This is a genomic window from Erwinia sp. 2186 (assembly GCF_057812255.1).
In genome coordinates this window covers 18,667-32,269 of the sequence record NZ_JBSZSZ010000001.1, presented here as the reverse complement: position 1 = coordinate 32,269, position 13,603 = coordinate 18,667, and the positions used below count along the sequence as shown (strand labels likewise).

The window sequence follows — 13,603 nt, the reverse complement described above, 5'->3', positions numbered from 1 at the left end:
GTTTCAGGCCAGCCAGAAACAACACCGGCGCACTTCGGCACGGACTCTTTGGGGTTGCGCTGTTGGTGAGCATCACGCGCCATGTCTTCCGCCTGGCGCCGGTCATTGGCCTTAACCCGGCAATGCCTGAAGCCGCTATCAGCTACTAAAATCACTGTGAATTGCCTGGCCATCTACTTTTCTTCTCCGTGTGCATTAATTCCATGGTTTGCGAGGAAGCCCACCAACAGCTCTTTTGCTTCGTCGCTGCAGTGCGACATTGCGTCCGCCCACGTTGGCCAGCGCTGATGATCCGCAAAGAATGAATACTGGTAGTGAAGCGAGTCCCGGTTATGCGGCATACCTTCCTCATGCTTACAGGCGCATTGCGGACAGGTTCCCGAAGGCGCGGGAACGATCGCTAACTGGCTATCCTTATGAGTCACCTGGCGGGTTTGGGTGTCGTACATCGATACGTTAATCGGAATGGTTTTCATGCTTATCCCGCCGTGCTGTGAACTGCATTGGGGAAATCCAGCGTTTCTCCGCCGAAGTCCGCCTTGAGACGCTGCGCGGCGCTACACCACTCGCCGCCGTTCTCGTCCCGATCGTCGCCTATTTCGTTTTCACGGGTCGCATCATGCAGGCTGAGCTGCGGGTCGCCGGTGGTATAAAAGCCGATGCGCGTTGAAGGGCAGCGGTTTAGCACGTCCTGCAGCTCTTTAAGCCAGGCGCGTTCTGCTTTCGTCAGGGGTTTAGTTTTTGCCATTACTCGCCGTCCTTCTTGAATGTGAACCAGTGTGTTAAACCGCGTTTGCCACTGTTGTGGCCAAACAGGGGCTTTTGGGTGGTCAGCGCTAAAATTTCCTGCACCGGGATGTGCGTTTCATTCCATTTGAAGATGAGAACACCGTGAGGCTTCAGCACCCTGAATGCCTCAGCAAACCCGGCGCGCAGGTCTTCGCGCCAGGTGCCTTTGTTGAGCGCCCCGTACTTCAACCGCTGCCAGCCTTTTTCACCGGCGCGCGTGAGGTGCGGCGGATCGAATGCCACCACGTAAAAAGATTCATCCGCAAACGGCAGTTCGCGAAAGTCGGCAATGGTATCCGGGCAGATAACCAGCTCCCGATCGGGCAGCTGGTGGGTTTCCTCCCGAATATCGGAAAAAAGTACACGCGGATCCGCTTTGTTGAACCACATCATGCGTGGACCACAGCACATGTCTAAAACGTCCTTCTCCATCAGCGCGCGCCCTCGCAGAAATAATCGTTACAGCCGGTGAAATTGTAAGGATCGAACTGCCAGCTGATTTTTCCGCACTCCGGGCAGTTAAAGCGGACCTTGCCGCTGCTGGGCTTACGGCGTCGAATCCGTTTGATATGAGCGGGAACGCGCAAACCCATTGCCTGAACCATGCGGCGAGCATTGAAGAGCGTGAGCGGGAATGTGCGCCGCTTAACTTTGTCAGCCACATGAAAAGGCAACCACACCAGCCCGTCCTGATCGCCTGGCTCCGGGTAGATGGTTGCTTTGGTGAAATCGGTTGTGGGCATGCCGCCATTACGCAGCCAGTAAAGGTCGTTGCCGTCCCAGCGTTGCTTTTGAAACGCTACGTACTGGGTGCACCCCTGCTCAATGGTGGTCTTGTACGGCACGTGCTGGTGATCGACGTGGATCACAGCCAGCGCATCCACACTTGTAGCGCAGACGGGCTGGTCTATCTCGCGGCCATGGTTCCAGGCGCGCTGCGCCTCTTCCAGCGTATAAGCGTGCGCCATATCGATATTGGTGTTGTAGCCCTGACCGTTATGGCAGTGAAATGCGGCATTACTGCCCACGCTGTCGCGGGTGCAGATGAGGTAAAAGCGGTCTTTCATGCCACCAGCTCCCGCATGTTGATTGACTTGGTCACGGCAGCAACGGCCATTTTTTTCAGATCGTATTTTCTGATACCCCATTGGATGGCGTAGCACAGCCACAGGAAGCTCGGACGCAGGCGGCGGGCGCTCACGTCATACCATTCGTCACCGAAAATTTCGTAGCAGCCCTCCATGTCACGCACCATGGCCATTGCTTCATGCTCATCGTAAGAGATATTCAGAATCTGATTTATTTCGTAGGTGTATTGCTCCACTAGCTGAGCGCTTTCACTGCTGGCATCCGCCAGCTCTTCAGGATCGAACTCCTGACTTTCTTTCCAGCCGTCAAAGGCTGTGTTGACGTTATTTTCAAACCCTTCAGCATCCCATTCAAAGCAGTTAGCCCTGGCGGTGCCGCTCAGGCCTTCCGATTTCCCAGACCAATAGTCCGGATTGGTTGATAGATCGGCCTCCGGGTGGTCGGTGCGGAAGAAGTCGAACATGTCATCGAGGCGGCGGAATGTCATTGTGCCGGCGTCACCATAAACAGTGAGGTGCCCCGGCCACGTGACCAGGCCAAAGAGATAAATGCTGCTCCCCGGACGACAAAGGACAATGTGGCGATGTACGCCGTCATCCTGGATGATCTGGAGCTGGTGGCGATCGGTGTCGGTCAGGAACGCTTTGAGAACATCAACTTTTAGGCTCATCAGATATACCCCTCGCTGATCAGCTCAGTGAGAGTTACACCAAGGGCAGCGGCGTACTTTTCACAGGTTGTGATTGTTGGCTGTCCACGGCTAATCGTGTCCGACACTGTACGCGCCGTTACTCCCAGCATGCAGGCCATCTCGGTTTGCTTCATTTTCTTGCGGCGCATCAGCTTACGGACGGCCAGGTTGAAAGAAAAATTACTCTTCATTTGGACTCCGCCGCGCCAATCAGGCCGCGCATCTGGCTTTGGAACTGGTGAATGCCCGCGTTGCGGCCACTCTCAAAGGCGTGCTTGGTTGCGCTGCCAATAACAGCCACCAGCTGAGGGATAATTGCGTCAGGGGTGCCAGCAGGCAAGGTGCAGCTTAAATCCCCCTGGTCATCATAGATTTCAAATGAGCCGTCTTTCCGGCCAACTGCTGTGTGTGACTGCCCCACCGCAAATGTGCAGGTGTAGGATTTATTTTTATCTGTCATAGGTTGGCGACCTTTTTACTGATTGTGGAGCGCGCCGAACGGGGTCAGCGCGTAGTGTGGAAAGATTTCCTGTGTACAGCCGTTACTCACCATTCTTCGCCCATGGCTTCTGGCGGCGAGGTATCAATCAGAGCTATCGCATCATCGTAATCTGACGCCTTAATCTGGCCGCTACTCATCGAAAGGCGCATGAACACATTCGACTGACCGTTTGCTAACAGGTATGCCGTAGCGCCTGCGCAGTGGGCCTCCTTACCGGATGGGTGGTAATGGTCGCCGCATTCTGAGTTTTCGCCGCCCGTGGCGTAGGTCGTTTTATGGCACGGGAAAGAAGCAAAACTGTTACCCAGTAGCTCCGCCTTGATGCCGTCCAGCCTTCCCGGATTGAGTTCTATGCCGCCTTCGCTCAGGAACGGGCAATTTGCACAGGGCTTTTTGAGCGCAAAATATCGATCACTCATGTGCGCTTGAACTCAAATACTTTGTCTACATCGAATGCCCGCATGATTTCATCGTCGAAGCCATAACGGCCCATGACTTCAGCTGCGGCGCGTTCCATCTCGGCGCAAAAAGCCTGATAACCGCCTTCCTTCATTTTGTTTGTCCACCAGTCGAGGGCATTACTCGCTGTCGGCGTGAACTTGGCGGTCAGGTGCTGTTTCTGGCTCATGCTGCTTCCTCTGGTTCGCAAATCTCGTCTTCTGGCGCACAAATTGAAATGGTGAACGGGTTTTCAATATCTTTAACCTGTCGCTCGTCGACTTTAACGAGTCGCTTACGCATCGCTTTTAGTACTGTCAGTGCCAGCTGGTAGCGCTTTGGATCAAACGCCTGCATATGCGTGATTCCCCGCACAATATCCAACACATCGTAGTGATACATGGCGTTGACCATCTCCAGCCAGGCGGCGAACTCGTTAACGGAACGTGTGGCCACCTGATACGCGCTTAGTACTTCCTCGCGGCTGATTTCAGCGGGGATCTCTTTCAGCTGCTCCAGCGCTCTTTCAATGACCGGGAGACGTAACGCCGTTGTGTTTCCGACCAACATGAAACCCAGATATGCCTCCAGGCTGCCGAATGTCTCTAACACTCGCTTTGCGTAATCCGGGGTGATCTGGCCTATCGGGATAGCCAGGCGATGCGATTTAACGCACTTAGCCCAGTGTTCCTCTGCTGCCTGATGACAAAGAGCGCGACCTTTAACCGGATGGCCATACGGATCCTTATAGGGAACGCGTGCGATGGAGATCCGCTGCGGCTTGGTGCGGTCTTTATCGACAAATAGCGCATCGAGAACTTCCGCCTCCATTTTGTTGATCACCAGCTGCCGGTGTGCACGTCGAACGCCGCCACGCTTCGCGCTCAGCGCCTTGGCCGGGTAGGTGTTTTTTACAGGTGCAGGGCTTCGCTCGATGGCTCTGGCTAAAGCTTCTTCAGCCTTGTTGAGCTCAAGCTGGGCTTTCATCACTGCGCTGGCGTCAGGGACAACGTTGTCCTTGGTGATGCGCTTTTTCAGGTCCGGCGCGGCGAGCTTTGCCTCTTTCCAGTCGGCCATGAAATCAGAGCGAAGCGTGAAATTGATTTTAAAGAAATGCCGGGTAGTGCCTGCGGCTGCACCGGCTTCTGTGATGCCCATTGAGGCGTAGCGCTTGGAGAGTCGGCTGGTCGCGAACTCAATAAATTCGGCTGGCCCCTCAATGCACATAATCATCAAAGCGTGGCGGGCTTTAAGCCCCTTCTCTATCACAACATACGCTTTTGCCATGAGTGAGTGTTCCTGTTGTTAGCTGTGTTTGGCGGAAAACAACTATAACTATTCCTAAAAGACTTATGCAAGATAAATTTAGTATTGTATGTCATTGCTTTTCGATTCCTTAACACAGCATATAGAGGCATAAACAATTAAAAGGAGCTTTTATTTAGTACCCTAGTAGCACTTTTTGCTTAAGATTAATCCTTGCCAGCATGCTCAGCAGAGCATATATTAATGGCTCAGCGGCAGATGTCGCCAACAACCTTAGAGAAACGAAAATGAACGTTACTATCGCCGCTAAAACTTTCCAGATTGCACAAGCCGCTTACCTGAACCTGAGCAAGAAAAACGAAACTCTGCGCAGCACTAAAGCGCTCATCAATGAAAAGCTGGACGAAGTACGCAGTAGCGGCCAGTTTTCACAAGCTAATAACCTGGACATGTATCACGTGTTCAAAAGCGTCCTTATGGCTCACCGCGTTGAAGCCGCCCGCAACGCGCTTAAGGATCAAATGCATGGCGCTCGCCTGTGCCTGATGCTGGGCGACCACTCCAGGTTGTCTGAGACGCAGCCTGTCGTTGTTTCTTATCAGCTCATCCTTGAGGCAATCGCACTTGCCAAGCACCTGATGGACGCTTGCGGCTGGCCTTTTGAAGATGCAGCTGCTGAGTTCTCAGGCCGCACCGGCATGGTGTACGAACCCACGTCCAAGGCAGATTTCATGCAGTACCTGTCAGTTAACCTGGAGAACTGCACGGACGAATCAACTGAAGCAAAAAAGCCAGCTAAGGCACCAGTCACTCCGACAGACCAAAAGGTCTGCCGCATCAGCGCGCGTGTGGCATTTCTGGAGGCTTACGCCACTGAGATTGGTGATAACCCTACTTCACAGGAAAACACGCTTCTGCGTCTGTTTGTGCGCGCTGGCGACCAGTTGCCAATTGATGGCGGTAAAGCGTGGTTTTACAGATCTTGGCGGCAGGTCGACATTATCCGCGGGGATGATGGCGGCTACGACATGATGGTGTGGGAGATGATCAATAAAGACACCGCCACTCACGCAGTAGTAGAGCGCCTGATTATCGAAGCCTGATGAATTAACACCATTACGCCCCACCAGCTGGTGGCGCTTTACTACAGCAGGAGCAGCAATGAAAAAGTTCATCCAGAAAAGAGCCGCCGAGCTTATCCCTGGCGATGTCGTGGTGATGGCTAATGAGGTTGAGATACGCGTCCAGACGTGTAGCGTGACCAGTATTGCTGTGACGGTGAAAGATACGAATAACAACACCCGTGAGTGGTCACCATCGTATATCTGTTACACACTGAACCCGAAGCATCCGGAGTTTGGAACGCCGTGAACAAAGAACCCGCAAGCGCGGGTTTTTTATGGGACAAAGGAATAGCCGCCCTGATGGGCGGTTAATTGCTGGAGGGCTTGCGGGTCACGTCGAAATCCGGGTGGCTGTCGCAAAGCAACAGGAGATAGTGATACTCAATATAACTCAGACTCCGGTGGGACTTGTTGTCTGACTCTTTTGCCTGCCAGCTGCGGTAATTCATGCCAAAGGCATCTGCCATCTGCTGGAGCGTATATCCAGCCGCTTCACGTATCGCCTTTACCTGTGCGCCTGACGGCGGTATCCAATCTTTAATCATCCTACACCCTTCGATTCTCTGCGCCTGCGAGTGCTTCGCGCTATTGCCGCCATACTAACAAAAAAGCATGCTCAAGGGAGCATGCTTTCATAAGCTGGTTGACGGAACTGTCACGCCGTCTTCTTGGCAACCTTCCAGGCCGCTTTGAACGCAGCCACCAGATCTACAGGTATCCAGTAGCCGCTACTGTAGCCATCAGAATAGACCGGGCAGCGATCGGAGAAATGCCCCCAGGTTTGATAATGCTTGCCGTTGGCGTAGCAGTAACAAGGCAGCTCCATGAGGCTCAGCGCATCCTCAATGCGTTCAACGCGCTCCCCCTGCTCTTCGGTGCCCACGATAATAAAATACCAGAGGCCGTCATGCTCCCTGTCATTCGAATTGATGCTTTCACGCTGCAGTCTCACTGTTCGGATCCCCGCGCAAGCAAATCACCGGTGGTCGCTTCTGTATCTGTATAAAGGGTCATTTGTCACATCTCTGATGGGTGAGCAGCAACGCGCTGCCCTTAAGATGTAACTTATGCTCAACTGAGCATGTTGGCAAGTTTTTATGCTCCGTTGAGCATGCTTTACCGCCACGCGTTAATAACGGGACGCTGACACTACTGTGAACCCAGGATACCGCTTATATCTGTTGATAAGCAGTCTTTGTTTTTTTTCACTATAGCTGCGGCAACCAGCACCCCGGCAAAAGTAACCGCTACAGGAAATGCCAATGTCGTCAAGGTCCCGATAGAAAGGATTTCCACAAGCGTATACCCCCAGGCCGCAACAACACTGACAGCAATCCCTTTCAGAAAGCGATTAGTTTGTTCTACATCACAGGCATACGATGATTTTTGGTAACAGGCGAGCATCACTAAAGACAGAGCAGATAATACAAAGGTTCTTCTTGTTAAGGCCATTTGGACGCCTCACTTTATCCGGGTAAATACTGGGGTTGCGGTTACGTTATAGAGTTCGCGCAATGCGAATGATGTCAATATCCCGGAGACTGCAGCCTGTTCGAGGCTGTATCCGGAGTAAACCTTTTCAAGAGGAACGGATGATAGGTACCTATCAATGACTTTATGAATGCCATCCATACTTAGCCCTTTTTTGTCATATGTTTCTTTGTAGATTTTTGTCACCAGCCCCATGCGATACTCAGACTTGAGCTTAAAGATCCTTGTCCAGACGTTTAAATCGGCATCATGTCTCAGCATGTTGGCGAGCAGAACGGGCTCACCTTTTTGTATTCTAGGCACAATTTCTTTAATAAATTGGTCAACCGAGCTGCCACAAGACACGCTGAAAATAAAAATTTTACTGTCTTTTGTTACCGGGCCAATTGGAAAAGTACTCATGGCCTGAGCGTCAGTAAGCCCGAAAGTATGGTCTTTTATTGGTTTGACAGACACAAAATTGAAATCATCAATCTTCACTGTTTTAGGTTTGGCGGAAAGATCCATTTATGGTTACTCACGGTTACTAACATAATAAAAGAGTAGTTGAGTTTTCGCTGCTTGCTCGGCTCCTTAAGGCGTCTGAATATCTGCTATACGAATGATGCCGGTAGTAAACAAACGCTAACAGCCATTCCGTACCATCCATTCGATCCATTCTTTCCTGTTCAGCCGCTGACGACACTCCTGCTGAGTAATGCACCGTGCTTTTAGGTTTAACATACATATCTAACGTGGATTTTAGTTTTAAATGTAAAAAAGCCCATCACAAAGATGGGCAAAGACTACACACAGCAATTTCGTTGTTACCAGATCGCTACATCACAACGGAGAGAACACCGTGAAGCTTTGGACACCCGCCTGGCACGGTCGGTGCCCTCTCCTGTTGTGCCCCCGCCTTTTCGCCACGCATCGGCGGGGTAATGCGCTTTCTCCGGCTCGCAGACTGCCTGCGGCCTTATGGCTAGATTGCAGTGAGCAATAGCTCATTGCAGCCGTGTTCTTTCACACCGTCACGGGCTGGTTAAGTCTGCCGCTGACTGCCGTCTATGGCTGTTTCGTTACTTTTACTTTAAGTGCAGCGTTGATGAGCGGCCATGCGAGATATACCGCCAGACCTATCAGAATGCCGTCAGAGACACGCGACAGGATCATGCTGGTGAAATCCACCAGCACGGACATTACAAGCAATGCCGCAGCGAGCAGCAGCTTAAGATTGAGCATCAAGGTGATTTTCCAGACGCAGTCCGAGAATATTTGCGATCTCTTCCAGCACCTTGCGCTCTTGTGGTTCAACTTCGCCATCTGCCTCTGCAATTGCAACGGCTACATCAAGCACGTCCTCTGCTTCGCGTGTGTCGTGTTTAACATCTTCGATTTCACGCAGAGCGGCACGACGGCCAATTTTGAAATTCGTTTCCAGCTGGCCGATGATCGTGGCGCTGATTCCGTTGATTTCAGAGGTGAATGCCGCGAGCGCTGGCTGATTGCGCAGCACCTGCTCAATCTTCGCCTTCTCTGACGTTTCGCATTCGCCATCGGCATAAGCAACCAGGTAGGCAGCATTCACGACTGCCTGTGCCAGATCGCGCTTCTCAAATTTCTTGATTTCAGATTTTGCAGCTTTCGCTTTCTTCAGGAGTCCAAACATATTCGTTTCCTTCTTTTGGTTGCCCTGGTGAGGCAGAGTTATCGCATTTTATCTGCGGCCACCAGCTGGTGGCCAAACAGAGGATTTATTCTTCCAGCTGGAGCACGCCATACTGAGAATCTTCTAAATCATTCTCGGCGTAAGCGACCAGGCCGCTGTACTCAGGCAAACCCTCATCAGGGAACGCCGGGATCTCAGCGTGCGAGATGATGGCTTTGCGTTCGGCGCTGAAGCCTTCTTTCTCGGTTACGTCTAAATCAAAAAACTCAGCGAGTGCTTTGATTTGGCCGCAGTTCAGTTCTGCATATGTCTTGCGTTCCATAGTGCCTCGATAAAAGTGATCGGGGGGTATTTACCTTGCCAGGCGGTGATAGAAGGCACGCGAAGCAGCTGCGCCGATGCAGAGATTAATACCGGGGCGGTACATATCATCAACGCCGTTCCGCAATTGCTGTGTGAGCTCTTCCCCGACTAAATCCATACCGCTGGCCTGGATGTCCCGTATAGCTTTGGCGGTGGTCGGCGCGTTTTTACATGCCTTCACTGCCAAAGCCAGCTGTTCGCGATGTTCTGGTGTCCAGTCGCTTTGACTGTGCACCAGCTGCATAGCCACCTCAAAGACGCGGTACAGGGCCGCGCTTTCAGCCGTAAGGTGTTTAACATTGGCGGTTAATGCCTGGAACTGGTCAATAACCGCCTGTAGTGAGATCGGGAGTGTGTTATCAGTCATTCTCTACTGTGTGGCGTTGATCTACCGTCACGCACCCTTTCGCCATGCTGATTTTTTCAATCTGCGCTTTGGTCGGGTTGTTCGGGAAATAGATGTAATTGGTCTGTCCGCCAATGCGCACATCAGAAAACACGGCACGGAAACGGGAGCCATCGGGCCAGTTAGCATTAGGGCGCATTGTCTCTTTGGTACCGAAGTTCATGTGCCCTGCTTCCCGGAATGAACAGAATTCATCAGTGATGCGGCGTGACTCCGAACCTGTTGATTCCATCACGTGTACGCGCGCACGGCGGGCCGTAAATTCAACATAGTGTTCGTTGAAATCCTGCTGTGACGGACGGTGTTTAAAGTGAACGTAATACGCAGCGCCATGCAGATCCGTGTTGAACGGCTCCACCAGGATTTTCCAGTTGTAGCCCTGTACCCAGAAACGAGAGTCGTTGATAAAGGATTCAGGCTGGCGGCGAAGCGGCTGCTCTACCCCCTTCACCTTAATCTCTTCAATCGGCGGCATGATTTCACGCTTAGGTTCAGGAGCCTGTACAGGCGCTGCTTGTGCTACAGGTGCTGGAGTGGCGATGACTTGCGCGGGTTGAATAGGGGCAGAAGATGCCACGCTTTGCGGAGTAGACGGGCTTGCCTTGGCGGGTTCGCTAACTACTGCCGCGGGTGCCGTCTCAGTAACAGCCGAATTGAGTACTGAAGCTGCCGCCGCTGGCTTGGCGATCATGTTCCACAGGCTGAGGAACTGATATCCCTCTTCCGGCGTAATCGCTTTGTTTGTGGCGATCTGGAACATCAAGCAAACACGGCTCATGGCGTCTGCGGTCGGGGCTTCAAATTGGGGCAGTTCTGTCTGCAAAGCGTTCATATTAATGTCCTATTAAAGTAATTAGTCGCAACGGTATGCCGTTTTGCGTGCAGGGAATTTAGCTCATGCAATTTTGACATACAATACTAAATAGGAATTTATTTGCTACATTGAACCAGACAACAAAGGCTCTTTACTGAATTTATTGATTGATTAAGGATACTAAATGTATGAATTTAGCTGCTAAATCACTTCATCAGATCACGAACTTTAAGCAAATCGTCCATGGTATCCACCCCATGTGCTGACAGCTCATTTAGACGATGAATCCGGATCCTGCCGCCGTTCCATAACACCCGCAGTTGTTCCAGCTTTTCCGTGTATTCCAGCGGTGAAATGCCCCACTTGATGAAGTCCAGGAGGAACCCGGCGTGATAAGCATAAACACCGACGTGACGCATGAAATAAGCCCGCATGGTGTGATCGTAAATCAGTTGGCCGTCCCGCGAGAACGGCACGCCGGCGCGTGAAAAATACAGAGCGTTGCCGGTTCTATCCCCCACGACCTTAACCACATTCGGATCGTCCAGCTCGGTGGCCGTAAGGTCGGATACGGCGACCGTCGCCATTTCTGTGCCGCTTACCTTCAATAACTGCGCCAGCTCTGCCAGGTGCTCACCGGGAAACATCGGTTCATCACCTTGCAGGTTCACGATCACAGTGCTTTTAGGGATACCCAGCTCGGATATGGCCAGCGCGATGCGGTCGGTGCCACTGACGCATTCAGAAGGCGTAAGCTTTACCATCACCCCCTCATCAGCAGCTATCCTGCCAATCACAGGATGATCAGTAACGACGATCACTTTTTCGGCGCCTGACTCTTTGGCGCGATCAATCGTGTGCGCGATCATCGGGCGGCCATTAATGTTTTGCGTGGGTTTCATCGGCAGGCGTGTTGAGTTCATACGGGCGGGGATAACAACAGTGAACGGGGTGTAACTCATTGGGGAATGCTCCGGGGGGAAAACCGGGCCGCAGCAGCGGCCCTACAACTTAAACAGACTCACTCTGCGGGAACTCTTCCGCGTAAGCTTCAAGATCACCGCTACTGGCCGCCTTAATCGCTGACTTCAGCGCATCGAGGGCGTTCTTGGCGATAGTCCAGAGCTTGCCGTAAAGCTCCTGGGTGCCACAGCTCTTGTGCGAGAAGACCAGGCGGAACTCCCCCGCCTCAATGCGCATAGAGAAGTTTTCACTCAGGCGCTTAACCCACCAGAAAATCTCTTCCAGCGTGTAACCACGATACTGCTTATCCGTTGGCATAATTATGAGCTCGCTTGCTCATAAAGCGCCTGCTCTGCGGCATGCTGAAGCGGGTCGTCCACCAGCCCAAAGGTCAGGCGAGAGAACAAAGCGCGAGCCTTTTCGGCGGCAACCTCAGCCTCTGCGTCCGGGGAAATCTCCAGGAACGCCGCATCGATAACCTGGGGCAGCGTCCCGGTGTAGGTGTACGCTTCACTCTGTTCGTCAACGATTGAAAGCGCAGCCTGGCCGCTAGAGCCTTTGCTCAGGGTCATGCTGGTGGTTTCGTGGAAGATCCAGAACAGCTTTGCTTCATACGATAATTTCGACACTTTTCGTTTCCTTGGTTAGTTGGATTGTTCTGTGCACTTTTAAGCAGTGCCCTAAGAACCACAGGCAAAGCCTTTGAAACGCTGGCGTGCCGGGTGGCATGCGTGTTATTTCGGCTGCTTACCGTGTGCCAGCACCGGCACACCGTTCTCTTTGTCCCAGCTGTCGACCAGCAGATAACAGGCGGCAAGAATCGCCTCAGCCATCTTCTGGCTGATGCCCTTGGTCATGGCCAGTTCGCCAGCGTCAAACATCACGATGTCGCGAAGAGTGTTGTGATTGTCAGCCAGCAGCGCTTTTCTGGCTGCTGCGGTCAGCCCTTCAATGCTTTCGGTCGGAATGCTGCGTGCCCACTCGGTACGCTGAAGCAGGTGCGGATGCGTGCTCTCGAGCTCATCCTTGATCATATCTTCCAGCGCATCGTAGATGTCATCAGGCCAGTACTCCGTGACCAGCGGATCGCGGCGATAGCTTGGGCGCAACCACTCGTTGAACGAGACAGCTGCACCAACGCCAATGGAAAGCCAGATGATGAAAGTAAAGTCGAGGTTGTTGATCAAACGCGGGCGCACGTCTGCACTCTGAAGGGTGTAGGTGCCGTGATAGCGGCGGTTTATTGTGAAATGTAGCGGTTGGCCACCAGCCATTATGGTTTCATAGCGATAGCCCGCGCTGATACCATCATTACGAGCGATGTGACCAGCAAGGCGGGCAACCTCACCACGTTCAGACTCCAGCCCCTGCATCAGTATCGTGTTTTGCTGGCGCAGATCCAGGCTCGCAGCATCGCGCTCCCGGAGAGACTTGCCCAGCTCAGCAATTTTGGCGCGGTCAGCGCGGGCTTCCGTTTTAAGTTCGGTGTTTTTCTTCTTGAGTTTTTCCGGCTCCAGAATCTTCAGCGCTTTGATCTCAGCACGCATGTTGATATCGCGTGTCTTGTACACCTCGATCATGCTGTTCTTTTCTTTGAGCTCGCCCTTATTGGTTTCAAGGAGGCCGGTAAGCTCATCGATATGGCGCTGGAATTCGAAACGGGCGCGCTCAATGGCTTCAGAAACTTCTTCGTCTTGGTTATTCAGGCGACCTAATGCGACCTCCAGCTCATCCCGGACTTTAGCCAGGTCAGACTGCACAAGTCGCAGCGCCATATCACGGCTGCCAAGCGTTTCCACCAGCTCGTCCGTTTCGTTGTAATCGGCATTAGCTATGCCCGCCAGCTCTTCTGCCCAGGCGCGAAGCATCTGCATGCAGTTATCGATATAGCGCACCGTCATGTCATCACCGCTGACGCGCTTAATGGCATAGTTGAGCTGGGCTAGTGGACCTTCGATTTCCTGCAGCTTCTCGAAAATGCTGGGTGCTTCTGCAACGGCTGGTTGAGCGGACATA

Annotated in this window: 25 protein-coding genes; 2 read left to right on the top strand and 23 right to left on the bottom strand. The window is 52.5% G+C overall.

Features of this window, described 5'->3' with window-relative positions:
• Positions 1–173: 173 nt before the first annotated feature.
• The 10 genes from ACXKZG_RS23075 to ACXKZG_RS23030 form a co-directional block, all read right to left on the bottom strand.
• Complete coding sequence (locus ACXKZG_RS23075) at positions 174–476, bottom strand: hypothetical protein (RefSeq protein WP_488876405.1); 303 nt, start codon at positions 474–476, stop codon at positions 174–176.
• A 2-nt stretch (positions 477–478) separates the two neighbouring features.
• Positions 479–748: a hypothetical protein gene (locus ACXKZG_RS23070; RefSeq protein ID WP_488876404.1), complete on the bottom strand. Its 270-nt coding sequence runs from the start codon at positions 746–748 to the stop codon at positions 479–481.
• The gene (locus ACXKZG_RS23065; protein WP_488876403.1) at positions 748–1,221 is read right to left on the bottom strand and encodes a class I SAM-dependent methyltransferase; all 474 of its coding nucleotides are present in this window, start codon (positions 1,219–1,221) and stop codon (positions 748–750) included. Before ACXKZG_RS23065 ends, ACXKZG_RS23070 begins: the two co-directional genes overlap by 1 nt.
• Positions 1,221–1,856, bottom strand: coding sequence for a hypothetical protein (locus ACXKZG_RS23060; RefSeq protein ID WP_488876402.1), 636 nt, complete (start codon positions 1,854–1,856; stop codon positions 1,221–1,223). Before ACXKZG_RS23060 ends, ACXKZG_RS23065 begins: the two co-directional genes overlap by 1 nt.
• Positions 1,853–2,548, bottom strand: coding sequence for a hypothetical protein (locus ACXKZG_RS23055; protein ID WP_488876401.1), 696 nt, complete (start codon positions 2,546–2,548; stop codon positions 1,853–1,855). Before ACXKZG_RS23055 ends, ACXKZG_RS23060 begins: the two co-directional genes overlap by 4 nt.
• On the bottom strand, positions 2,548–2,760 hold the full coding sequence (locus ACXKZG_RS23050) for a helix-turn-helix domain-containing protein (protein ID WP_488876400.1): 213 nt from the start codon (positions 2,758–2,760) through the stop codon (positions 2,548–2,550). Before ACXKZG_RS23050 ends, ACXKZG_RS23055 begins: the two co-directional genes overlap by 1 nt.
• Complete coding sequence (locus ACXKZG_RS23045) at positions 2,757–3,029, bottom strand: hypothetical protein (RefSeq protein ID WP_488876399.1); 273 nt, start codon at positions 3,027–3,029, stop codon at positions 2,757–2,759. Before ACXKZG_RS23045 ends, ACXKZG_RS23050 begins: the two co-directional genes overlap by 4 nt.
• 86 nt (positions 3,030–3,115) lie before the next feature.
• Positions 3,116–3,490, bottom strand: coding sequence for a hypothetical protein (locus ACXKZG_RS23040; protein ID WP_488876398.1), 375 nt, complete (start codon positions 3,488–3,490; stop codon positions 3,116–3,118).
• Positions 3,487–3,699 (bottom strand): hypothetical protein, encoded by a 213-nt coding sequence (locus tag ACXKZG_RS23035; protein ID WP_488876397.1) that lies wholly within the window; start codon positions 3,697–3,699, stop codon positions 3,487–3,489. The genes ACXKZG_RS23040 and ACXKZG_RS23035 overlap by 4 nt, the downstream gene beginning before the upstream one ends.
• Positions 3,696–4,796, bottom strand: coding sequence for a hypothetical protein (locus ACXKZG_RS23030; protein WP_488876396.1), 1,101 nt, complete (start codon positions 4,794–4,796; stop codon positions 3,696–3,698). The genes ACXKZG_RS23035 and ACXKZG_RS23030 overlap by 4 nt, the downstream gene beginning before the upstream one ends.
• Before the next feature lie 266 nt (positions 4,797–5,062).
• On the opposite strand from ACXKZG_RS23030, the gene ACXKZG_RS23025 reads away from it, so the two are divergent.
• Positions 5,063–5,878: a DUF7238 family protein gene (locus ACXKZG_RS23025; protein WP_488876395.1), complete on the top strand. Its 816-nt coding sequence runs from the start codon at positions 5,063–5,065 to the stop codon at positions 5,876–5,878.
• Positions 5,879–5,936: 58 nt separating this feature from the next.
• Positions 5,937–6,146: a hypothetical protein gene (locus ACXKZG_RS23020; protein WP_488876394.1), complete on the top strand. Its 210-nt coding sequence runs from the start codon at positions 5,937–5,939 to the stop codon at positions 6,144–6,146.
• 61 nt (positions 6,147–6,207) lie between these two features.
• Here the strand turns inward: ACXKZG_RS23020 and ACXKZG_RS23015 are convergent, their stop codons facing one another.
• From ACXKZG_RS23015 to ACXKZG_RS22955, 13 genes are all read right to left on the bottom strand, one after another.
• Entirely contained in the window at positions 6,208–6,444 is a 237-nt protein-coding gene (locus tag ACXKZG_RS23015; protein ID WP_488876393.1) for a hypothetical protein, read from the bottom strand.
• A 110-nt stretch (positions 6,445–6,554) separates the two neighbouring features.
• A complete protein-coding gene (locus ACXKZG_RS23010) occupies positions 6,555–6,851 on the bottom strand; it encodes a DUF5417 domain-containing protein (protein ID WP_488876392.1) in 297 nt (98 codons plus the stop codon).
• Between the two features lie 197 nt (positions 6,852–7,048).
• A complete protein-coding gene (locus ACXKZG_RS23005; RefSeq protein ID WP_488876391.1) occupies positions 7,049–7,351 on the bottom strand; it encodes a hypothetical protein in 303 nt (100 codons plus the stop codon).
• A 9-nt stretch (positions 7,352–7,360) separates the two neighbouring features.
• Positions 7,361–7,897, bottom strand: a complete 537-nt coding sequence (locus ACXKZG_RS23000) for a hypothetical protein (RefSeq protein ID WP_488876390.1) — start codon at positions 7,895–7,897, stop codon at positions 7,361–7,363.
• Positions 7,898–8,437: 540 nt separating this feature from the next.
• Positions 8,438–8,614, bottom strand: a complete 177-nt coding sequence (locus tag ACXKZG_RS22995) for a DUF3927 family protein (protein WP_488876389.1) — start codon at positions 8,612–8,614, stop codon at positions 8,438–8,440.
• The gene (locus tag ACXKZG_RS22990; RefSeq protein ID WP_488876388.1) at positions 8,601–9,041 is read right to left on the bottom strand and encodes a tellurite resistance TerB family protein; all 441 of its coding nucleotides are present in this window, start codon (positions 9,039–9,041) and stop codon (positions 8,601–8,603) included. The genes ACXKZG_RS22995 and ACXKZG_RS22990 overlap by 14 nt, the downstream gene beginning before the upstream one ends.
• 85 nt (positions 9,042–9,126) lie before the next feature.
• Entirely contained in the window at positions 9,127–9,363 is a 237-nt protein-coding gene (locus ACXKZG_RS22985) for a hypothetical protein (protein WP_488876387.1), read from the bottom strand.
• Between the two features lie 30 nt (positions 9,364–9,393).
• Positions 9,394–9,771 carry a hypothetical protein gene (locus ACXKZG_RS22980; RefSeq protein WP_488876386.1) on the bottom strand — a complete coding sequence of 126 codons (378 nt, stop codon included), beginning with the start codon at positions 9,769–9,771 and terminating at the stop codon, positions 9,394–9,396.
• Positions 9,764–10,642, bottom strand: a complete 879-nt coding sequence (locus ACXKZG_RS22975) for a hypothetical protein (protein WP_488876385.1) — start codon at positions 10,640–10,642, stop codon at positions 9,764–9,766. The genes ACXKZG_RS22980 and ACXKZG_RS22975 overlap by 8 nt, the downstream gene beginning before the upstream one ends.
• Positions 10,643–10,830: 188 nt before the next feature.
• Entirely contained in the window at positions 10,831–11,586 is a 756-nt protein-coding gene (gene kdsB, locus ACXKZG_RS22970) for a 3-deoxy-manno-octulosonate cytidylyltransferase (protein ID WP_488876384.1), read from the bottom strand.
• Between the two features lie 49 nt (positions 11,587–11,635).
• Positions 11,636–11,905 (bottom strand): hypothetical protein, encoded by a 270-nt coding sequence (locus ACXKZG_RS22965; RefSeq protein WP_488876383.1) that lies wholly within the window; start codon positions 11,903–11,905, stop codon positions 11,636–11,638.
• A 2-nt stretch (positions 11,906–11,907) separates the two neighbouring features.
• Entirely contained in the window at positions 11,908–12,216 is a 309-nt protein-coding gene (locus ACXKZG_RS22960; RefSeq protein WP_488876382.1) for a hypothetical protein, read from the bottom strand.
• Between the two features lie 105 nt (positions 12,217–12,321).
• Positions 12,322–13,602: a hypothetical protein gene (locus ACXKZG_RS22955; protein ID WP_488876381.1), complete on the bottom strand. Its 1,281-nt coding sequence runs from the start codon at positions 13,600–13,602 to the stop codon at positions 12,322–12,324.
• Between the last annotated feature and the right edge of the window lies 1 nt (position 13,603).